The organism is Pseudomonas putida W15Oct28, from assembly GCF_000708715.2.
Classification (GTDB): Bacteria; Pseudomonadota; Gammaproteobacteria; order Pseudomonadales; family Pseudomonadaceae; genus Aquipseudomonas; species Aquipseudomonas putida_R.
The window spans coordinates 67,090-87,116 of sequence record NZ_JENB01000003.1; the positions used below are offsets into that span (position 1 = coordinate 67,090).

17 protein-coding genes are annotated in these 20,027 nt (G+C 64.0%); 11 read left to right on the forward strand and 6 right to left on the reverse strand.

Annotated features, from left to right (window positions below):
- The first annotated feature begins 16 nt into the window (after positions 1 to 16).
- From AK81_RS02765 to AK81_RS02795, 7 genes are all read left to right on the forward strand, one after another.
- A complete protein-coding gene (locus AK81_RS02765; RefSeq protein ID WP_043196627.1) occupies positions 17 to 1,261 on the forward strand; it encodes an NAD(P)/FAD-dependent oxidoreductase in 1,245 nt (414 codons plus the stop codon).
- Between the two features lie 22 nt (positions 1,262 to 1,283).
- Entirely contained in the window at positions 1,284 to 2,066 is a 783-nt protein-coding gene (locus AK81_RS02770) for an amino acid ABC transporter ATP-binding protein (protein ID WP_043196628.1), read from the forward strand.
- Positions 2,067 to 2,552: 486 nt separating this feature from the next.
- On the forward strand, positions 2,553 to 3,362 hold the full coding sequence (locus AK81_RS02775; RefSeq protein WP_016487465.1) for a gamma-glutamyl-gamma-aminobutyrate hydrolase family protein: 810 nt from the start codon (positions 2,553 to 2,555) through the stop codon (positions 3,360 to 3,362).
- A gap of 456 nt (positions 3,363 to 3,818) precedes the next feature.
- Entirely contained in the window at positions 3,819 to 4,730 is a 912-nt protein-coding gene (kdgD, locus tag AK81_RS02780) for a 5-dehydro-4-deoxyglucarate dehydratase (protein ID WP_043196630.1), read from the forward strand.
- Positions 4,731 to 4,834: 104 nt separating this feature from the next.
- Complete coding sequence (locus AK81_RS02785; protein ID WP_043196631.1) at positions 4,835 to 6,199, forward strand: MFS transporter; 1,365 nt, start codon at positions 4,835 to 4,837, stop codon at positions 6,197 to 6,199.
- Between the two features lie 79 nt (positions 6,200 to 6,278).
- A complete protein-coding gene (garD, locus tag AK81_RS02790; RefSeq protein ID WP_043196632.1) occupies positions 6,279 to 7,832 on the forward strand; it encodes a galactarate dehydratase in 1,554 nt (517 codons plus the stop codon).
- Positions 7,833 to 7,991: 159 nt separating this feature from the next.
- Complete coding sequence (locus AK81_RS02795) at positions 7,992 to 9,572, forward strand: aldehyde dehydrogenase (NADP(+)) (protein WP_043196633.1); 1,581 nt, start codon at positions 7,992 to 7,994, stop codon at positions 9,570 to 9,572.
- A 185-nt stretch (positions 9,573 to 9,757) separates the two neighbouring features.
- Here the strand turns inward: AK81_RS02795 and AK81_RS02800 are convergent, their stop codons facing one another.
- The gene (locus tag AK81_RS02800; RefSeq protein WP_043196634.1) at positions 9,758 to 10,507 is read right to left on the reverse strand and encodes a FadR/GntR family transcriptional regulator; all 750 of its coding nucleotides are present in this window, start codon (positions 10,505 to 10,507) and stop codon (positions 9,758 to 9,760) included.
- A gap of 198 nt (positions 10,508 to 10,705) precedes the next feature.
- Here AK81_RS02800 and AK81_RS02805 point away from each other — a divergent pair, with 198 nt between their 5' ends.
- Together AK81_RS02805 and AK81_RS02810 are read left to right on the forward strand one after the other, a co-directional pair.
- The gene (locus tag AK81_RS02805; protein ID WP_043196635.1) at positions 10,706 to 11,356 is read left to right on the forward strand and encodes a DUF998 domain-containing protein; all 651 of its coding nucleotides are present in this window, start codon (positions 10,706 to 10,708) and stop codon (positions 11,354 to 11,356) included.
- Between the two features lie 74 nt (positions 11,357 to 11,430).
- Positions 11,431 to 11,760, forward strand: a complete 330-nt coding sequence (locus AK81_RS02810) for a hypothetical protein (protein ID WP_043196636.1) — start codon at positions 11,431 to 11,433, stop codon at positions 11,758 to 11,760.
- A gap of 107 nt (positions 11,761 to 11,867) precedes the next feature.
- Here AK81_RS02810 and AK81_RS02815 read toward each other — a convergent pair whose 3' ends face one another.
- From AK81_RS02815 to AK81_RS02825, 3 genes are all read right to left on the reverse strand, one after another.
- On the reverse strand, positions 11,868 to 12,797 hold the full coding sequence (locus tag AK81_RS02815; protein ID WP_043196637.1) for a LysR family transcriptional regulator: 930 nt from the start codon (positions 12,795 to 12,797) through the stop codon (positions 11,868 to 11,870).
- A gap of 34 nt (positions 12,798 to 12,831) precedes the next feature.
- Positions 12,832 to 13,806: a quinone oxidoreductase family protein gene (locus AK81_RS02820; RefSeq protein WP_043196638.1), complete on the reverse strand. Its 975-nt coding sequence runs from the start codon at positions 13,804 to 13,806 to the stop codon at positions 12,832 to 12,834.
- A 113-nt stretch (positions 13,807 to 13,919) separates the two neighbouring features.
- Positions 13,920 to 15,134 carry a YeeE/YedE family protein gene (locus AK81_RS02825; protein ID WP_043196639.1) on the reverse strand — a complete coding sequence of 405 codons (1,215 nt, stop codon included), beginning with the start codon at positions 15,132 to 15,134 and terminating at the stop codon, positions 13,920 to 13,922.
- Positions 15,135 to 15,384: 250 nt separating this feature from the next.
- On the opposite strand from AK81_RS02825, the gene AK81_RS02830 reads away from it, so the two are divergent.
- Complete coding sequence (locus tag AK81_RS02830; RefSeq protein ID WP_043196640.1) at positions 15,385 to 16,293, forward strand: LysR family transcriptional regulator; 909 nt, start codon at positions 15,385 to 15,387, stop codon at positions 16,291 to 16,293.
- Here the strand turns inward: AK81_RS02830 and AK81_RS02835 are convergent, their stop codons facing one another.
- Positions 16,294 to 16,812, reverse strand: a complete 519-nt coding sequence (locus AK81_RS02835; RefSeq protein WP_043196641.1) for a DMT family transporter — start codon at positions 16,810 to 16,812, stop codon at positions 16,294 to 16,296.
- 226 nt (positions 16,813 to 17,038) lie between these two features.
- Positions 17,039 to 17,620, reverse strand: a complete 582-nt coding sequence (locus tag AK81_RS02840; protein ID WP_043196642.1) for a hypothetical protein — start codon at positions 17,618 to 17,620, stop codon at positions 17,039 to 17,041.
- Between the two features lie 226 nt (positions 17,621 to 17,846).
- Between AK81_RS02840 and AK81_RS02845 the strand changes: the two genes are divergently transcribed.
- Entirely contained in the window at positions 17,847 to 19,979 is a 2,133-nt protein-coding gene (locus AK81_RS02845; RefSeq protein ID WP_050491830.1) for a TonB-dependent receptor, read from the forward strand.
- The last annotated feature ends 48 nt before the right edge of the window (positions 19,980 to 20,027 follow it).

The following is a 20,027-nucleotide window of genomic DNA, read 5'->3' on the forward strand; positions in this document are numbered from 1 at the left end:
CCGAAGGATACGTTCCATGCATTGCCAGACCCTTGTCCTCGGCGCCGGCATCGTCGGCGTCAGCACCGCCCTGCACTTGCAGGCCCGCGGGCGCCAGGTCGTCCTGATCGACCGCGACGAACCCGGTAGCGGCACCAGCCACGGCAACGCCGGGCTGATCGAGCGCTCCAGCGTCATCCCCTACGCCTTCCCCCGGCAGTTGGGCGCATTGTTGCGCTACGGCCTGAACCGCCAGCCCGACGTGCGCTACAGCCTGGCCCACCTGCCCAAGGCCGCGCCTTGGCTGTGGCGCTACTGGCGCCAGTCGGCGCCGGGGCGCCTGGCCGGGGCCGCCGCCGACATGCTGCCGCTGGTGCAGCGCTGCGTCGAAGAACACGACGCGTTGATCGAAGCTGCCGGCCTGCAAGGGCTGGTGCAGGCCAAAGGCTGGATCGAAGTGTTCCGCGACCCGGCGCTGTTCGAACAGGCCAAGGCCGACGCCAAGGGCCTGAGCCGTTATGGCCTGCAATTTGAAATCCTCGAATGCGGGCAGCTGCAGGCCCGCGAGCATCAGCTGGACGCCACCGTGGTCGGCGGCATCCACTGGCTCGACCCCAAGACCGTGAACAACCCCGGCGCCCTCACCCGCGGCTATGCGGCGCTGTTCCAGCAGCGCGGCGGGCAGTTCGTGCATGGTGATGCGCGCAGCCTGCGCCAGGCCAACGGTAAATGGCGGGTAGAGACCCGCCGTGGTCCGATTACCGCAGACGAGGTGGTGGCCTGCCTCGGCCCGCAATCGGCCGACCTGTTCAGCGGCCTGGGCTACCAGATTCCGCTGGCGATCAAACGCGGCTACCACATGCACTACAGCACCCGTGACGGCGCGACGCTTGAGCATTCAATCTGCGACACCCAGGGTGGCTACGTACTGGCGCCAATGGCGCGCGGCGTGCGCCTGACCACCGGCATCGAGTTCGACGCCAGCAGCGCGCCGGGTAACCAGATCCAGCTGGGCCGCTGCGAGGCCCTGGCGCGCAAGCTGTTCCCCGCCTTGGGCGAGCGCCTGGACGACACCCCTTGGCTGGGCCGCCGCCCGTGCCTGCCCGACATGCGCCCGGTCATCGGCCCCGCATCGCGACACCCGGGGCTGTGGTTCAACTTTGGCCACGCCCACCACGGCCTAACCTTGGGCCCGGTCAGCGGCCGGCTGGTGGCCGAGCTGATCACCGGCGAGCGCCCTTTCACCGACCCCGCGCCCTACAGCGCGACTCGTTTCGACTGAACCCACGCGGGAGAAAAACAACATGACCGCACCAATGAGCCTTGCAAGCCTTGCCCCCGAGCCCGACCCACGTCCGGTGCTGATCCGCATCGAAGGCCTGAACAAGCACTACGGCGCTTTCCAGGTGCTGCACAACATCGACCTGCAGGTGCGCGAAGGCGAACGCATCGTGCTGTGTGGGCCGTCCGGCTCGGGCAAGTCGACCCTGATCCGCTGTATCAATCGCCTGGAAGTGGCCCAGCAGGGCAACATCCAGGTGGATGGCATCGACCTGGCGGCCACCACCCGTGAAGCGGCGCAGGTGCGCAGCGACATCGGCATGGTGTTCCAGCATTTCAACCTGTTCCCGCACATGAGCGTGCTCGACAACTGCCTGCTGGCCCCCATCAGCGTACGCGGGCTGTCGCGCAAGGACGCCGAAGAGCGGGCGCGCATGTACCTGAGCAAGGTGGGTATCGAAAGCCAGGCGCACAAGTACCCCAGCCAGCTGTCCGGTGGCCAGCAGCAGCGCGTGGCGATTGCCCGGGCACTGTGCATGAAACCGCGGATCATGCTGTTTGACGAGCCCACCTCGGCACTGGACCCGGAAATGGTCGCCGAGGTGCTGGATGTGCTGGTAAAGCTGGCCGGCACCGGCATGACCATGCTCTGCGTCACCCATGAAATGGGCTTTGCCCGGCAAGTGGCCGAGCGGGTGCTGTTCCTTGAGGGTGGGCACATCATCGAAGACAGCCCGCCGCAGGTGTTCTTCAACCAGCCGCGTACCGAGCGCGCCAAGGCGTTCCTGGCGCAGATACTGCACTGAATGGGCCGGATGGGCTGGCGCGCAATTGTGTAGGAGCGGCCTCGTGTCGCGAAAGGGCCGCAAAGCGGCCCCGGATATCAGCTTCGCTGCCGATATCGCCGGGGCCGCTTTGCGGCCCTTTCGCGACACGAGGCCGCTCCTACAGGTTCCGTGTCAGCCGAAGAAATGGGCAATGGGGCGTGGCCTTCATTGCACCGCTGCAAAGACCCAACTGCATCGTTAAATATTATTGACCGACACCCCCGCCAAACCCACGCCGCCACAGGCCCGCATCGGTTTCAGCCCCCAAAAACCGGTGCATTCCCCGCGTTAAAGCCCTCTTCCGTCGTTTGACATATCGAACGGCTCTGGCAAGCTATCTACATGCCCCGACCGGAATCGTCGCCTCTGACGAGCCGGCAGTGCTCGGAGCTTCAGGCTGCACTCAGGGCCCCGCGCCGTGCACCTGCACAACAACGACAGGCTGAACCTGTCCCAAGGTGACATATGTCCAACAGCAACATTGGCAACAAGCAACCTTCCCTGCGCAAACCCGTCGTCCTGATGACCATGGGCAGCCAAGAGCGCAAAGGCCATGACTATCAGGTCATGACCCACAAATACATCACCCCGCTGGTCGAGTTCTCTGATTGCGTCCCGGTGCTGGTGCCCACTTGCTGCGGCACTGAAGACCTCGACACCTATCTGGACATGGCCGACGGCGTGTACCTGACCGGCGCCGGCAGCAACATCGACCCGGCCCTGTACGGCCAGGAGAATGAAACCCCAGGCAAGGGCCAGGACCAGAACCGCGACCTGTTCGACATCCCGCTGGTGAAAGCGGCGATCAAGCGTGGTCTGCCGATCTTCGGCATCTGCCGTGGCATGCAGGAAATCAACGTGGCCCTGGGTGGCGACATCTACCAGAAGGTGTACGCCGAGCCTGGCTTCAACGACCACCGGGAAAACCCGGAAGACCCGGTTGAAGTGCAGTACGCCCAGGTACATGGGGTGAAGATCAAGCCGGGCAGCTGGCTGCGTGACACCCTGGGTACCGACGAGATTCGCGTCAACTCGCTGCATGGCCAAGGCCTGCGCACGCTCGGCGCCGGCATCGAAGCCATCGCCCTGGCCGAAGACGGCCTGGTCGAGGCCATTCACGCCCCGAGCATTTCGCCGTTCCTGTTCGCGGTGCAGTGGCACCCGGAGTGGCAAGCTGCGAAGAACCCAGATTCGATCAAGATGTTCCAGGCCTTCGGCGATGCTTGCCGTGCCCAGGTACGCAAGGCGCAGATCAAGCGCCAGCACGCTGCCTGACTTTCAGTTTCCTCTGCTTTGATCGCGGGGCGGCGCAAGGCCGCCCCCGTTTCCCCGGTCACCCTCTGCTGGTCCCAGAACACTTCCCGTGGAATCGGGCGGCGGCCTTGTGCCTGTCTCCGCGATCGTTTTTTTCCCCTCCCCGCCAAGAGATACGATGACTGATTGCAGGTAGGCTGCCATCGGTGTCTTTTCCTTCCGTTATTTTTTCGCCTGTACCTGCCTCTTCGCGGGCACGCCCGCTCCCACAGAGATCTCCACAACTTTTGCAGGTATTAGGGTACCTGTGGGAGCGGGCGCGCCCGCGAAGAGGCCGGTACAGATAACAACACCTCTGTCCCACCCCCCCTACAAAAAAATCTCAAGCAAGGACTAGTCATCGCACCGGTTGTACGATAACTTACCTCCAACGCAAAACAACACCCTTCACCCAAGCGCCACAGGATGCCTACAACAATGAATCCACAAGAACTTAAATCCATCCTCTCCCACGGCCTGCTGTCTTTCCCGGTCACCGACTTCAATGCCCAGGGCGACTTCAACCCGGCTGGCTACATCAAACGCCTGGAATGGCTGGCCCCGTACGGCGCCAGCGCCTTGTTCGCCGCCGGCGGCACCGGTGAGTTCTTCTCCCTGGCCGCCAGCGAATACAGCCAGGTAATCAAGACCGCCGTCGACACCTGCGCTACCTCGGTACCTATCCTCGCGGGCGTTGGTGGTTCCACCCGCCAGGCCATCGAGTACGCACAGGAAGCCGAGCGCCTGGGCGCCAAGGGCCTGCTGCTGCTGCCGCATTACCTGACCGAAGCCAGCCAGGACGGCGTCGCCGCCCACGTCGAAGCAGTGTGCAAATCGGTGAAGATCGGCGTGGTGGTGTACAACCGCAACGTCTGCCGCCTGAATGCCGACCTGCTGGAAAAACTGGCCGAGCGCTGCCCGAACCTGATCGGCTACAAGGATGGCCTGGGTGATATCGAGCTGATGGTGTCGATCCGTCGTCGCCTGGGCGACCGTTTCAGCTACCTGGGTGGCCTGCCGACCGCCGAAGTGTATGCTGCCGCCTACAAGGCCCTGGGCGTGCCGGTTTACTCCTCCGCGGTGTTCAACTTCGTGCCCAAGACCGCCATGGACTTCTACAACGCCGTCGCCCGTGACGACCACGCGGCCGTGGCCAAACTGATCGACGATTTCTTCCTGCCGTACCTGGACATCCGCAACCGCAAGGCCGGCTACGCCGTGAGCATCGTCAAGGCCGGTGCCAGGATTGCCGGTTACGACGCAGGCCCGGTGCGTACGCCGCTGACCGACCTCACCGCAGAAGAGTACGAGATGCTCGCCGCGCTGATGGACAAGATGGGCCCGCAGTAAGCGTCGCCCGCGGCCTGCCAAGTGCCGCGCCCGGAGTGGGCCAGCCCCGCTCCGGTTACAATTCGTGAGCCCGCACAAAAATAACTAGTGGGAGTATTGCCAGCATGCAAGCGACTAAGAAGACGCATGTGCGCTACCTGATCCTGTTCATGCTGTTCCTGGTGACCACGATCAACTATGCCGACCGCGCTACCATCGCAATCGCAGGTTCCAGCCTGCAGAAAGACCTCGGCATTGACGCCGTTACCCTCGGTTATATCTTCTCCGCCTTTGGATGGGCTTACGTGGCTGGCCAGATTCCTGGTGGCTGGCTGCTCGATCGCTTCGGTTCCAAGAACGTCTACGCCTTCAGCATCTTCACCTGGTCGCTGTTCACCCTGTTGCAGGGCTTTGTCGGTGGCCTGCCGATTGCCTGGGCCGTCGTCACCCTCTTCGCGCTGCGCTTTCTGGTCGGTTTCGCCGAAGCCCCGTCGTTCCCGGGCAACGCGCGCATTGTTGCCGCCTGGTTCCCGACCCAGGAACGCGGTACTGCCTCAGCCATCTTCAACTCCGCGCAGTACTTTGCCACGGCGCTGTTCGCCCCGATCATGGGCTGGATCGTGTTCAGCTTCGGCTGGGAACACGTGTTCGTGGTCATGGGTGCACTGGGCATCGTGTTCTCGATGGTGTGGCTGAAGACCATCCACAACCCGCGCCAACACCCACGCATCAGCCAAAGCGAGCTCGAACACATCGAGCAGAACGGCGGCCTGGTAGACATGGACCAGAAGCGCGGCAACGACGGCCCGAAATGGGGCTACATCAAGCAACTGCTGACCAGCCGCATGCTGCTGGGCGTGTACCTGGGCCAGTACTGCATCAACGCCATCACCTACTTCTTCCTCACCTGGTTCCCTGTGTACCTGGTGCAGGAACGTGGCATGACCATCCTCAAGGCCGGCTTCATCGCCTCGCTGCCGGCGGTCTGCGGCTTTATTGGTGGCGTGCTGGGTGGCGTGATCTCCGACTGGCTGCTGCGTCGTGGCAACTCGCTGACCTTCTCGCGCAAACTGCCGATCGTGTGCGGCCTGCTGCTGTCGACCACCATGGTGTTCTGCAACTACGTCGACGCCGAGTGGATGGTGGTTGGCTTCATGACCCTGGCATTCTTCGGCAAGGGCATTGGCGCGCTGGGCTGGGCGGTGGTGGCAGACACCTCGCCGAAACAGATCGCCGGGCTGTCCGGTGGCCTGTTCAACACCTTCGGCAACATCGCCTCGATCACCACCCCGATCGTGATCGGCTACATCATCAGCGCCACCGGCTCGTTCAAGTGGGCGCTGGTGTACGTGGGTGCCAACGCCCTGGTAGCGGTGTTCAGCTACCTGGTGATCGTCGGCCCGATCAAGCGTATCGAGCTGCGCGAAGATGCCCCAAAGCCACAGGCTGAGCCCGCCGCCAACGGCGAACTGGCCAGCTCGCGTCACTGAATGAACACGCCCGCGCCGGAGTAACCGGTGCGGGCGGATGTACAAAAAAGCCTGAGAACCTGACAAGTAGGGCCCAAACATGCAGTTGATCGAACATTCCGACTCGCCCCGCTACGTCCGCCTGCATGACGACGACAACGTCGTGGTAGTGGTCAACGACGGCGGCCTGGGCGAAGGCGCCCGCTTTGCCGACGGCCTGACCCTGGTCGAAGGCGTACCACAAAGCCACAAAGTGGCCACCGTTGCCATCGCCCAGGGCGAGCCCGTGCGCCGCTACGGGCAAATCATCGGCTACGCGCTGGAAGACCTGCGCCAAGGCAGCTGGGTGCAGGAAAGCCAGCTGGCCATGCCGGCCGCCCCTGAGCTGGACAGCCTGCCGCGCTGCGACGCCGTCCCACAACCGCTGCCGCCGCTCGAAGGCTTCACGTTCGAAGGCTACCGCAACGCCGACGGCACCGTCGGCACCCGCAACATCCTCGGTATCACCACCACCGTGCAGTGTGTGACCGGCGTGCTGGAGCATGCGGTCAAGCGCATTCGCAGCGAACTGCTGCCCAAATACCCCAACGTCGATGACGTGGTAGCCATCACCCACAGCTACGGCTGCGGCGTGGCCATCAACGCGCGCGACGCCTACATCCCGATCCGCACCGTGCGCAACCTGGCGCGCAACCCCAACCTGGGTGGCGAGGCGCTGGTCATCAGCCTCGGCTGTGAAAAGCTGCAAGCCGGCCAGGTGATGCACGACAACGACCCTTCAGTAGACCTCAGCGACCCATGGCTGTACCGCCTGCAGGACGCCAGCCTGGGCTTTGTGGAAATGATCGAACAGATCATGGAACTGGCCGAAACCCGCCTGAAGAAGCTCGACCAGCGCCGCCGCGAAACCGTACCGGCCAGCGAGTTGATCCTTGGCATGCAGTGCGGCGGCAGCGATGCGTTCTCGGGCATCACCGCCAACCCGGCGCTGGGCTACGCAGCCGACTTGCTGGTACGCGCCGGCGCCACCGTGCTGTTTTCGGAAGTGACCGAGGTGCGTGACGCCATCTACATGCTGACCTCACGCGCCGAAAACCAGGAGGTCGCCGGCGCCTTGATACGCGAAATGGACTGGTACGACCGCTACCTGCAGCAAGGCGCCGCCGACCGCAGCGCCAACACGACGCCGGGCAACAAGAAAGGTGGCCTGTCCAATATCGTCGAGAAGTCGCTGGGGTCGATCGTCAAGTCCGGCAGCGGCGCCATCCAGGGCGTGCTCGGCCCAGGCGAGCGGGTAACGCGCAAGGGCCTGATCTTCTGCGCCACCCCGGCCAGCGACTTCGTCTGCGGCACCTTGCAACTGGCCGCCGGCATGAACCTGCATGTGTTCACCACCGGCCGAGGCACGCCCTACGGGCTGGCCATGGCGCCGGTGGTCAAGGTGTGCACGCGCACCGAACTGGCCCAGCGTTGGCCCGACCTGATCGATATCGACGCCGGGCGCATCGCCACAGGCCGCTCGACCATCGAAGAACTGGGCTGGGAACTGTTCCACTACTACCTGGACGTAGCCAGCGGCCGCAAGCAGACCTGGGCCGAGCAGCACCGCCTGCACAACGACATCACCCTGTTCAACCCGGCACCGATTACCTGATGCCAAGGGCTTGCTCGACCTTCGAACTGGCCACCTTCTCTGTGGGAGCGGGCATGCCCGCGAACCCCGGCAAAGCCGGTGCCATAGACCGGGTTGCCTGCTTCGCGGGCACGCCCGCTCCCACAGTCCAATTCACCCGTTAGTCAACAGGAGCACCCCATGCCTGAAATCCTCGGCCACAACTTCATCGCCGGCCAGCGCAGCGCCGCTGGCCCACAGCGCCTGCAGAGCCTGGACGCCAGCACTGGCGAAGCCCTGCCCTACAGCTTCGCTCAAGCCAGCGAAGCCGAAGTAGACCAGGCCGCCAAGGCCGCCGCTGCCGCCTTCGCCGAATTCCGCCAACTGGCCCCGGCCCGCCGCGCCGAATTCCTCGACGCCATTGCTGCCGAACTGGACGAGCTGGACGACGCCTTCGTCGCTATCGTCTGCCGCGAGACCGCCCTGCCCGCTGCCCGCATTCAAGGCGAGCGTGGCCGCACCAGCGGCCAGATGCGCCTGTTCGCCCAAGTACTGCGCCGTGGTGATTTCCTCGGTGCCCGTATCGACCTGGCCTTGCCCGAGCGCCAGCCGCTGCCCCGCGTGGACCTGCGCCAGATGCGCATTGGCGTCGGCCCGGTCGCCGTGTTCGGTGCCAGCAACTTCCCGCTGGCCTTCTCTACCGCCGGTGGCGACACCGCTGCTGCACTGGCCGCCGGTTGCCCGGTGGTGTTCAAGGCGCACAGCGGCCACATGGCCACCGCCGACCTGGTGGGTTGCGCAATCGTGCGCGCCGCCGAGCGCACCGGCATGCCCAAGGGCGTGTTCAACATGGTGTTCGGTGGTGGTGTGGGCGAATGGCTGGTCAAGCACCCGGCCATCCAGGCCGTGGGCTTCACCGGCTCGCTCAAAGGCGGCGACGCCCTGTGCCGCATGGCTGCCGAGCGCCCGCAGCCGATCCCAGTGTTCGCCGAGATGTCCAGCATCAACCCGGTGATCATCCTGCCAGCCGCCCTGGCCAAACGTGGCGAGGCCATCGCCCGTGAACTGGCCGGCTCGGTGTGCATGGGCGCCGGGCAGTTCTGCACCAACCCGGGGTTGGTGATCGGCCTGCAATCGCCACAATACAGCCAGCTTCTGGCCGACCTTGGCCAGCACCTGGACCAGCAGGCCGGGCAAACCATGCTCAACGCAGGTGGCCTGCGCAGCTACGTCGGCGGCCTTGAGCACCTGCATGCCCATGCCGGTATCGAGCACCTGGCCGGCCAGGCGCAGGCAGGCAGCCAGGCCCGCGCCCAGCTGTTCAAGGCCGATGCCCGCCTGCTGGTCGAGTCTGACCCGCTGCTGCAAGAAGAAGTGTTCGGCCCCACCACCGTGGCCGTAGAAGCGCAGGACAACGAACAGCTGCGCGCCGCCCTGCTAGGCCTGCGTGGCCAACTGACCGCTACCCTGATTGGCGAAGCGGAAGATTTCGAGGCCTACGCCTGGCTGGTGCCGTTGCTGGAGGAGAAGGTCGGGCGCATCCTGATCAATGGCTACCCGACCGGTGTCGAAGTGTGTGATGCCATGGTCCACGGCGGGCCTTACCCTGCGACCTCGGACGCCCGCGGTACTTCGGTCGGCACCTTGGCCATCGACCGCTTCCTGCGGCCGGTGTGCTACCAGAACTACCCGCAGGCCCTGCTGCCTGAGGCGCTACGTGACGGCAACCCGCTTGGCTTACGCCGACTGGTGAATGGGCAGTGGAGTGACAAGGCGGTCTGACTGATGGCCTGAAACAAGAAAGCCCCGCACATGGCGGGGCTTTTCTTTGCCTGTACCGGCCTCTTCGCGGCGGTTCGACGCCTCGATAAACCCGCTCCCACAGGTACTGCGCAAGATTCAAGACTTGTGCGCTCTCTGTGGGAGCGGGCGAGCCCGCGAATAGGCCGGTATAGGTCACAAGGGCCTCAGACCCCTTGCGCCTCAGCCTCTTCATGTACCTGACGCAAGCGCTCCCGGCTATTGCTCAGGTGCATGCGCATGGCCATCTTTGCCCCTTCGCTGTCACCCCGGGCGATTGCTTCATAAATCGCCTCGTGCTCATGCATCAACCGGCTCATGTAATGCGCCTGGTCATCACGGGCCAGCCGCGCCGAATTCACCCGGGTGCGCGGGATGATGCTGGTGCCCAGGTGGTTGATGATATCGGCGAAGTAATGATTGCCGCTGGCCTGGGCAATGCGCAGGTGGAACTGGAAGTCCGCCGACACCGCATCATTGGCATGGGCCGCCCCTTCGTTGAGTTCGTCCAGCGCCGCACGCATGCCCGCCAGCTCTTCATCGCTGCGCCGCTGCGCGGCCAGGCCCGCCGACTCGATCTCCAGGGCAATACGCAACTCCAGCACCGCCAGCACTTCACGCAGGGTGACCACAGTCGCCGGGTCGATGCGAAAGCCCCCCGACGCCGGCGCGTCGAGCACGAACGTGCCGATGCCATGGCGGGTCTCGACCTGCCCGGCGGCCTGCAGCCGCGAGATCGCCTCACGCACCACGGTGCGGCTGACGCCCTCTTCGACCATGATCTGCGATTCGGTCGGCAGCTTGTCGCCACGCTTGAGCTGGCCACTGCGAATGCGTTCGGTCAGCACTGTGACCAGTTCCTGGGCCAGACTGCGCGGCTTGCGCCGGGTCCTTGCCTGTACCTGTTGCTCTGTCATTGCCCTGTATTTCACCTAGAAAGACAGCGCTCATCATAGCGCAAGCAGTTGTACGATCACATACACCCGGTGCGGTATTTATTGCTCCCTCTTGCAAGCCTCGCCCATGAAAAAGCCGTTCCAAGCGCTGGCTCAGAGCCCGCGCGAGCCTGTACTGTGCGCCTTTGCGCTCACTCATCCATGGAAGGAAAATGCCGCATGAAATCCCTCGACCGCCTATTGCTTGCCAGCGGCCTGCTGATACCCCTGTGGTTGCTGGCAGGTATCTGGCTCACCGCCCAGGCCTACCCAGGCTATGACCACCTGCAACAGGCCATGAGCCAGCTCGGCGCCGTAGGCGCGCCAACCCACAGCTGGTCGCCACTGGTAAACAACTTCCCACTCGCCGCCCTGTTCGCGCTGTTTGCCTGGGGCCTGGCCCGGCGCTGGCGTGATTCGAAGCTGGCAATGCTGAGTGCGGCCCTGGTGTTGCTGCATGGTGTCGGCAGCCTGGGCACCGGCTGGTTCGCGTGTGACCAAGGTTGCGCACCGGCGCAGCCGTCCACCTCACAGCAACTGCATAACCTGTCCGGCCTGCTGATGTTCCTCTCGCTGACCCTGGCCAGTGCCCTGTGGGCGTGGCTGGGCAGTCGCATTGCCAGCTCGCGGGCCTTTGCGCTGTTCTCCCTGGCCTGCGTGGTGCTGGCGATCGTTACCGTCGCGCTGATGGGCCAGGCAGCGCAAAACGGCCAGCTATTCGGCCTGTATCAACGCCTGAACTATGGTGTGTCGGTCATCTGGGTTGCCGGTCTGGCTTGGGCGAGCCTGCGCAGGCCAGCCGCCAGCCCGCTGCGCATGGCCGTGGTCTGACGGCAAATTGCTGGCCCCCGGCATCGGAAAGCGAAGGCAAACTCCGTTCTCTTTCAGATGCTTAGGACAGCAACATGCGAGTATTTCTAGCAACGATGGCCGGTTGTATGCTGGCCACGCTGGCTTTCGGCGCCCAGGCCCGGGCGCTGAGCCAGAATGATCGCCACACCTGCGGCTGGGGTGCGCAGATAGCCGCCGAGGCCCAGCAGGCCAAGCTTTCCGGGGTGACCCTGTACGCCACGCGCAAGAAGCTGCAGGTACGCAAATTCCCCAAACCGTGGATGCGCATGACCGCTTTCGGCATTACCGAGCAGACCTACAACAGCCGCTCGCGGCTCAAGCCTGCAGCGATCAAGCAGACTTACTATGAGCAGTGTGTTCAGCATGCCGTGGCAAAACGTTAATTACCTATTTATCAATAGCTTATTAGACAAACATAAAGCCCTGTAGGAGCAGCCTTGTGCTGCGATGAGGCCGGTGCTGCCGGCCTCTTCGCAGCACAAGGCTGCTCCTACAAAGACCGTGTCCGCCATGGGGCGCCAGCCCTGAAGCGGTCTTCCAGCCAGGCCTTGAAGGCACCCATGGCCGCTGTGTTCAGCCGTGCTGTCGGGCGCACCAGATAAATACCCGCCGCCACGTCGAGCTGCCATTGTGGCAGCACGCGCACCAGGCGGCCGCTGGCCAGGTCCTCGCCCATCAGCCAGTCGCCCCCGGCCAGAATCCCCACACCGCGCCGGGCCGCCTCCAGCAGCGCTTCGTTGTCATTGCTGCGTAGGCTACCGGCTACCTTGACGCTTATCTGCTGCTCGGCATTCATCAGTCGCCATTCAGGAAATGAACGTAAGCCACTGAAACCCAAGCAGTTATGGCTAGACAAATCTTCCGGTATTGCGGGTACGCCCTGTTGAGCGAGGTACAGGGGCGACGCACAGAGGATACGCACGTGGTCGCACAGCTTGCTGGCCACCAGACGGTTGTCTGCCAGTTCACCGATACGAATGGCGGTATCGAACCCCTCGCCGATCAGGTCGACGAAACGGTCGGCATACTCGACCTCCACCGTCACCTGCGGGTAGGCCAGCACAAAGTCGGCCAACATCCCGCTCAACCAGCGCCGCCCCATCGCCGCAGGTAACGCCAGGCGCAAACGCCCGCGCACGGTTGCCGCACCTTCGGCAGCCTCCTGCTCCGCTTCAGCAATCAGTCGGTTGGCCTCGCGTACTTTGGCCACCAGCCGCTCGCCCTCATCGGTAAAGCGCAACTGCCGCGTGCTGCGCTCCACCAGGCGAATACCCAGGCGTGCCTCCAGTGCACTCAGGCGCTTCGACAACACCGTGGGGTGGCGCTCCAGTTGCCGCCCGGCAGCGGCAAACGAGCCTTGCTCGTGCAAGGCCAGCAAGCTGGCAAGTTCATCGGCGCGGCGGCTGTCGAAGGCATCCATGGCAAAGCTCGGCAGTGGGGTCAGGGGGTGGGCATCAGGCAGTCAGGACCAGCGCGCCTTCCGACCGCCCTTGCTCCAGGTCCTCATGGGCCCTGGCCACTTCGGCCAGCGGGTAGCGACGCCAGACCCGAGGCTGGATGATACCCTCGGCGACGGCTGCCAGCACGTCGGCTGCGCGCTGCTGGTACTCCTCGACCGTGCGAGTATGTGCCGCCAGCGAAGGGCGGGTCACGTACAGCGAGCCCTTGGCATTGAGTGTGGCCACTTCGATCGCCGCCGGCGCACCGGATGTGCCCCCGAACGACACCAGCAGGCCGCGCACCCGCAGGCTGTCCAGCGAAGCCTGCAGCGACACCTTGCCGACACAGTCATAGGCCACGTCCACGCCCTGCCCCTGGGTCAGCTTGCGCACTTCGCTGGCCAACGTTGCCGCGTCGAACACCAGCACATGGTGACAGCCCGCGGCCTGGGCCCTGGCCACACCTTGCGGGCGTGATACCACGCCAATCACCGTCGCCCCGAGATGTCGCGCCCAAGGCGCCATCAGCTGGCCCAAGGCGCCGGCAGCACCGTACAGCAGCACCTGGGTACCCGGGCCCACAGCGTAGGTGGTTTTCAGCAAGTACTGCGCCGTGATGCCTTTGAACAGCACCGCTGCGGCGGCCTCGTCCTCCAACTGCGGCGGCAGCTTGACCAGCCGCTCGGCCGGGAACAACCGGCCGCTGGCATAGGCACCGACCGGCCCCATGGCATAAGCGACCCGGTCCCCCACCTGCACGTTGTGCACTGCATCCCCGACAGCAATGACCCTGCCTGCGCCTTCCAGCCCCAGGCCGGAAGGCAAGGCCAGGGGCGCACCGCCCTTGCGCTGCAACAGGTCCAGCGGATTCACGCCCATGGCTGTCTGCTCCAGCCAGGCCTGACCGGGCCCTGGAGTTTGCGCTGATACCAGTTCAGGCTGCATGACGTCGGCGCTGCCGGTACTGTTGAGAGTGATACGGATAGCCATGTTCGAATCCTGCTGGGTGGGTGTTCGAGTCAGGCTAATCAGGTAGGAAAAGTTGAACAATCAGGCGGGGTGCAGATGATTTCTGCACCCCTTGCAGCAATTCACTCGGTGCCTCAGCAGCCCGTCAGCACCGCAGGGCGCCGCTCACCGGCGAAAAACAACGGGCGCAGGCGCACGCCGATCAGGTTACCGGCATAAGCCGCCACCAACCACAGCCAGCCATGCACGCTGCCTGAGGCAATGCCACTGAAGTAGGCGCCGATGTTGCAGCCATAGGCCAGGCGCGAACCGTAGCCCAACAGCAGGCCACCGATGACTGCGGCAACCAGCGACGGCAGCGGGATTTTCAGGCTTGGCGCAAAACGCCCGGCAAGGCCGGCCGCCAGCAGCGCACCCAGCACGATGCCCAGGTCCATCACCGTGGTGATGTCTTGCCACAACGGCGAGGCCAAAGCCTTGGCATTGGCCGGCGCCTGCCAGAACACCCAGCTGCCGACATCCACGCCCAGGCCGTTGAGGGTTTTGGCCCCCCACAAGGCGAAGGCCGAAGTAATGCCCCACGGCCGCCCCGCCAGCGCCAGGGTCGCGTAGTTGAGCAGTGCCAGGGCGATGGCGCCCCACAGCAACGGCCACCGGCCGCGCAGGAAGCGACGCAGGCCCTGGTGTTCGCTGGCAACTGGCGCTTCCAGCGCGCCGTGCCGGCGTTTTTCCAGCACCACGGTGGCCCAGGCGATCAGCCCGAACACTGCAAGGCTTACCAACAGCGCCGGCCCCACACCCCAGGCCTGCACGATCGAGGTGGCCGGGAACGACGGCAAGGCAAACCACCAGTCGGCATGATGGGTGGCGGTCACCGAACCGATGATGAAGAACAGCAGGGTCACCAGCATGCGCGCATTGCCACCGCCAACGGTGAACAGCGTGCCCGAAGCGCAACCGCCGCCCAGCTGCATGCCGATGCCGAAGATGAACGCACCGAACACGACCGAAACCCCCGCCGGAGCCACCAGGCCGGTGACCGGGTTGCCGAACAGGCTGCCAGCTGACAATGCCGGGAAGAACAGCAGCACCGCCAGGGCCAGCATGACCATCTGGGCACGCAAGCCCGCGCCACGGCGCTCGTTGATGAACACCCGCCACGCCGAGGTGAAGCCAAAGGCGGCGTGGTACAGGGTCAGGCCAAGCGCTGCGCCGATCAGCAGCAGCAATACCTGCTTGAAGCCGGCATTCAGGTTGAGGAACCAGGCGCCAGCCAACAGCAAGGCCAAGGCAATCAAAGGGGCGCCCAGGCGACGCGGTTCGGGTGTGGCAGTTGCGGAAAAACCCATCGGAGTACTCGGATAACAGTAAAACGGACGGGAAGTATAACTCCAGAAAGTGCTGTATCCATGTGGGAGCGGCCTTGTGTCGCGAAAGGGCCGCAAAGCGGCCCCTGATAGTCGCGTAGATGCCAAAATCGGGGGGCTGCTCTGCAGCCCTTTCGCGACACAAGGCCGCTCCCACAGGGAATAGCCGCTGAGGCGAGGTGATTTGTTAAGCTGATCAAAACGGTTAAAAACCACCAAGGCCATTCACCCCATGGATGAACTGCGCAAGATCGACCTCAACCTGCTACTCGCCCTGCATGCCCTGCTCAGCGAAAAGCACGTGACCCGTGCCGCCCTGCGTCTGCACCGCAGCCAACCCGCGGTCAGCCACGCATTAGCGCAACTGCGCAAACACTTTGACGACCCCTTGCTGGTACGCCAAGGCGGCGGCATGGCCCTCACCTCCCGGGCCCAGTCGCTGGTAAAACCGCTACAGGATGCCCTCAGCAATCTCAACGGCCTGCTGGCGACCCCGCAGTTCGAGCCAGCCAAAGCCCAGCGCCGCTTCCGGCTGTCGCTGTCCGACTACTCCTCGCGCATCATCCTGCCGCCCCTGCTGCGCCACCTGCGCCAGGTAGCACCCGGTGTGGACCTGGCTATCAGCCAGGCCAGCCGCGAAACCATGCTGGCGCAACTGCTCGATGGCGAACTGGACCTGGCACTGGGCCTGTTCCCCGAACTGCCTCAGGACATCACCGCCCAGCCCCTGTTTGCCGACCATTTCATCAGTGTTGCCGATCGCCAGGTGTTGCCAGCCAGCGGCGACCTTAGCCTGGAAGACTGGCTGGCACGCCCGCACGTGTTGATGGCCATGCGCCCGGATGCCTTCGATGAAATAGAGCGCGCGCTGGCAGCATTGGGCCTGCGCCGCCGTATTGCCTTGGCCTTGCCGCACTGGAGCGCGGCAGTAGAGGTACTCGCCGGCACCGACCTGATCCTGACGGTGGCCAGCCGCGCAGTGGGCTCCTTGCGCCAGCACAAGACACTGCGCCAGTTCACGCCGCCACTGGCCATTCCCTCGTTCGATTACCAGCAGGCCTGGCACAGCCGCAAGGACAGCGACCCCGGGCACCGCTGGCTGCGCGAAACCGTGTGGGCCTGCAGCCAGCCGGGGCGCTGATCAGCCTTCTGGCTGTTTCACAGCGGTGATTGCACTGGTCGCTGGCGCCGTCGACCAGGTGCCTTGCACCAACAGCACGCCACACAGGATCAGCACTACGCCTGCCACCCTGGCCAGGCTCAGCGGCTTGCCTCCCAGCCCCATCACCCCGAAGTGGTCGGCAAGCACTGCCGTGATGATCTGCCCTGCCACTACCAACACCAGAAATCCCGCCGCGCCGAGTTTGGGCGTAAGCGCTGCAGCCCCAGCCACATACATCGCCCCCAGCACACCGCCAATCCAGAGCCACCAGGGCCCCTGCAGGGCCTTGCCCAGGTCTGGTACGGGCACCCTGAGAATCAGCAGTGCGGCGATTACCACCAGCGAACTCACCGTCAACGACGTGAATGCCCCCCACAACCAATGCCCCAGGGCACGGCCAACGGCGGCATTACCTGCAGCCTGGAACGGCAGCACCGCCCCGGCAAGCAACGCCAAGGCAAAGGGAAGCACCAGAAGGCACAGGGTTTTACTGAACATGGCAGCTCCTCATTGCTGAAAAACGTTCAGGCAATGATCCGGAATTCTCTGCATTGATGGAAATCGAAAACATGCACGGACACTATTCGTCCCGCGCATATACGCAGCGGTTGCGATTTGCCCAGGATGAGCATTTTGGCGTGCTCGGTTGGCGTACAGCATCCGTCGTCATGCGGAGCATCACGACGGATTCATGCGGGCAACCGTAGCCTGTCTCAGTGAATCCTCAGCGCGACGTTTCGACGCGCAGCACTTCGGTAAAGATCGCATCGACCGTCTGGCCGACCTTGAGATTCTTCATGCGGGCCTGCAAGTCCGGGTTTTCGACCTTGACCACCTGCAACTTGCCCTCCGGTGGCAGCAGGCTCACTTCATGCTTCTTGAGGTCGACCTTCTTGATCTGCGAGGTGACCCGGACCTGGCGGAATGCCTCGCCGCCCGGGTTTGGGTTTTGCGCAGTGGCGCGAATGGTGCCGGACTCCTCGCTGGCCTTGGGCGCCCCGCCCACATCGGTGTTGAGCACATAGGCCACGGCACGCGTCACGTATATGTCCACCTGGTCACCCACCTTGAGGTTAGGCAGGGCCTTGGCCTTTTCCGTGAGCTGGAACGTCACATCCTTCTTGTCATCGGGGCCTTTCACCGTGACCTGGCGGTTGGCCAGATCGATGGCTGTAACCTGTGTGGTGACGTGGCTTTCAAGCGCCTCGCTGGCAATCGGGATATCGGCAGCCTGCACCGTGAAGCTGGCAGCGGATGCCAGCGTGGCCAGGGCAACAGCACGAGCGAGAGAGCGAATCGGGTTCATAGGCCTGCTTCCATGTGATCAAGACCGGATAGGAGCGCGAAATGTTCACGCGCCCACAAGCATAGCCGCTGCCCACCGCCTTGCCGGCCTCGTCCTTTGCGACGCATTTCGTCTCTATCTCGCCAATCTCACCCTTGTAATAGCAAATGCGAATTCTTTACACTTGATTTACATTTACAAATCATTACTATTCGTGACCTTCCAAAACAACAAAGAGTCACCTGTAATGGCAAAAAGGTCTGTTGCACCAGCATCCATTTCCATGCTGGGCCTGCTGGTTGTGCCTGTTGTTCAAGCGGCCGTTCCAACCGAACCACAGGGCAGCCTTGCCCTGCCCGCCACTGCCGTTACCAGCGCCTACGAGCAACAAAGCTACAAGGCCAGCGAAAGCCGCAGCGCCATGAAGATTGACGCGCCGCTGCGCGATATCCCGCAAACCGTCAACGTCGTGCCTGAAAGCGTGATCAAGGACCAGGGCGCGCAATCCATGGAAGACGTGCTGAAGAACGTGCCCGGCATCGGCCTGTCCAACGGTGACGGCCAGCGCGACCAGGTGACCATTCGCGGCTTCAGCGCCATTGGTGACATGTACATCGACGGGGTGCGCGACGACGCCCTGTACTTCCGCGACTTGTCGAACATCGAGCGCGTCGAAGTCATCAAGGGCCCGGCTGCCGTGCTGTATGGCCGCGGTTCTTCCGGCGGCCTGATCAACAGCATCAGCAAGAAGCCAAGTTTCACGCCCAAGCGTGAAGTCGGCATGAACTTCGACAGCGAGGGCAAGCGCCGTACCCAGTTCGACACCGGCTGGGCCGACCCGCAAGGTAACCAAGCCTACCGCGTGACCGGCGCCTTCGAAGACAGCGACACCTTCCGCGACGATGGCTACATCGACCGCAAGGCCATTGCGCCGTCGGCCTACTTCCGCCTGTCCGACGACCTGGAGCTGAACCTGGGCGCCACCTACCTGTACGACAAGCGCCTGATCGACTTCGGCATCCCGGCGCTGGGCAACCGGCCGGTGGACGTGGACCGCGACAAGCGCTTCGGCTCTGGCGATGCCGACCAGGACTACGCCCGCAGCGAAGTGTTCTCGCTGACCGCAAGCCTGGACTACCGCATCAACGACAGCTTTACCCTGACCAACACCAGCCGCTACTACCGCTACGACCTGGACCGCAACAACACCCTGGCCGACAGCAGCCCGACGCGCTTCGTCACCGCGCCCGACGGCGAACTGCTGATCAAGCTCAACCGCGGCAACGTGGCCCGCGACGAGTACGGCGTGTTCAACCAGACCGAGCTCAAGCAACAGGCGCAACTGGCCGGCATGCAGCACAACCTGCTGTATGGCGTTGAGGTGGGCTTTCAGGACAAGTACCAGCGCGTGCTGAGCCAGAACAACGTGGCCCAGGTGCCGGTTTACCGCGACGCCCTGGTGCCGGTACCCGACGATGCCGCCAACCTGTCGTCCAAGGGCACCAACTTCCAGCAGACCACCGGCCTGTACCTGCAGGACATGATCGAGCTGAACGAGCACTGGAAGGCCCTGGTGGGCGTGCGTTATGACATCTTCGGCCAGGAGTACGACGACGACCGCGTGCAGAACGTCGACCTCGACCGTACCGACAAGACCTGGAGCCCACGCGCCGGCCTTGTCTACCAGCCAGACGCCATCCAGTCCTACTACGTATCGGTCAGCCGCAGCTACCAGCCTTCGGGTGAGGTGTTCGCGGTCAGCCCGACCAACCAGCACCTGGAGCCGGAAGAAACCACCAACTACGAAATCGGCGCCAAGTGGGACCTGCTCGACAGCCGCCTGTCGCTGACCGCAGCGGTTTTCCGGCTGGAACGCACCAACATGAAGACTGCCGACCCGGCCAACCCCAACCTGACCGTGCTGGCCGGCGAACAACGCACCGACGGCTTCGAGGCCACCGTGAGCGGTCAGCTCACGGACAAGTGGCAGGTCTATGCCGGCTACGCCTACCTGGATGCGGAGATCACCAAGTCCAACAGCAAGACCAACGGCGTGGCCAACGAAGGCCAGACCCCGACCCTGACGCCGCGTAACAGCGCCAACGTCTGGCTGGTACGTACCCTGACCCCGGAGTGGCGCGTGGCCGCCGGTGCCAACTACGTAGACGAACGCTACACCGCGCTCGACAACGTGGTGGTGATGCCGGGCTACACCACCTTCGACGCCGCACTGCTGTACAGCGTGCCGCAGTGGGATGCCGCGCTGCGCCTGAAGAACGTGTTCGACCGCGACTACTATGCGTCTGCGCACGGCTCGGTGGACCTGATTACCCCGGGGGCACCGCGTACGCTGGAAGCCAGCTTCAACTACCGCTTCTGATCTTTGTGCAATGCCTGTCAGCCAGCAATTGGGGCCGCTTTGCGGCCC

Excerpts from the sequence above, each read along its gene's own strand:
- AK81_RS02810 (WP_043196636.1), top strand. The coding sequence starts at position 11,431 with ATGCGAGTATTTCTAGCAACGATGGCCGGTTGTATGCTGGCCACGCTG.
- AK81_RS02815 (WP_043196637.1), bottom strand. The coding sequence starts at position 12,797 with ATGGATGCCTTCGACAGCCGCCGCGCCGATGAACTTGCCAGCTTGCTG.
- AK81_RS02770 (WP_043196628.1), top strand. The coding sequence starts at position 1,284 with ATGACCGCACCAATGAGCCTTGCAAGCCTTGCCCCCGAGCCCGACCCA.
- AK81_RS02785 (WP_043196631.1), top strand. The coding sequence starts at position 4,835 with ATGCAAGCGACTAAGAAGACGCATGTGCGCTACCTGATCCTGTTCATG.
- AK81_RS02800 (WP_043196634.1), bottom strand. The coding sequence starts at position 10,507 with ATGACAGAGCAACAGGTACAGGCAAGGACCCGGCGCAAGCCGCGCAGT.
- AK81_RS02805 (WP_043196635.1), top strand. The coding sequence starts at position 10,706 with ATGAAATCCCTCGACCGCCTATTGCTTGCCAGCGGCCTGCTGATACCC.
- AK81_RS02795 (WP_043196633.1), top strand. The coding sequence starts at position 7,992 with ATGCCTGAAATCCTCGGCCACAACTTCATCGCCGGCCAGCGCAGCGCC.
- AK81_RS02820 (WP_043196638.1), bottom strand. The coding sequence starts at position 13,806 with ATGGCTATCCGTATCACTCTCAACAGTACCGGCAGCGCCGACGTCATG.
- AK81_RS02825 (WP_043196639.1), bottom strand. The coding sequence starts at position 15,134 with ATGGGTTTTTCCGCAACTGCCACACCCGAACCGCGTCGCCTGGGCGCC.
- AK81_RS02840 (WP_043196642.1), bottom strand. The coding sequence starts at position 17,620 with ATGAACCCGATTCGCTCTCTCGCTCGTGCTGTTGCCCTGGCCACGCTG.
- garD (WP_043196632.1), top strand. The coding sequence starts at position 6,279 with ATGCAGTTGATCGAACATTCCGACTCGCCCCGCTACGTCCGCCTGCAT.
- AK81_RS02775 (WP_016487465.1), top strand. The coding sequence starts at position 2,553 with ATGTCCAACAGCAACATTGGCAACAAGCAACCTTCCCTGCGCAAACCC.
- AK81_RS02845 (WP_050491830.1), top strand. The coding sequence starts at position 17,847 with ATGGCAAAAAGGTCTGTTGCACCAGCATCCATTTCCATGCTGGGCCTG.
- AK81_RS02830 (WP_043196640.1), top strand. The coding sequence starts at position 15,385 with ATGGATGAACTGCGCAAGATCGACCTCAACCTGCTACTCGCCCTGCAT.
- AK81_RS02765 (WP_043196627.1), top strand. The coding sequence starts at position 17 with ATGCATTGCCAGACCCTTGTCCTCGGCGCCGGCATCGTCGGCGTCAGC.
- AK81_RS02835 (WP_043196641.1), bottom strand. The coding sequence starts at position 16,812 with ATGTTCAGTAAAACCCTGTGCCTTCTGGTGCTTCCCTTTGCCTTGGCG.
- kdgD (WP_043196630.1), top strand. The coding sequence starts at position 3,819 with ATGAATCCACAAGAACTTAAATCCATCCTCTCCCACGGCCTGCTGTCT.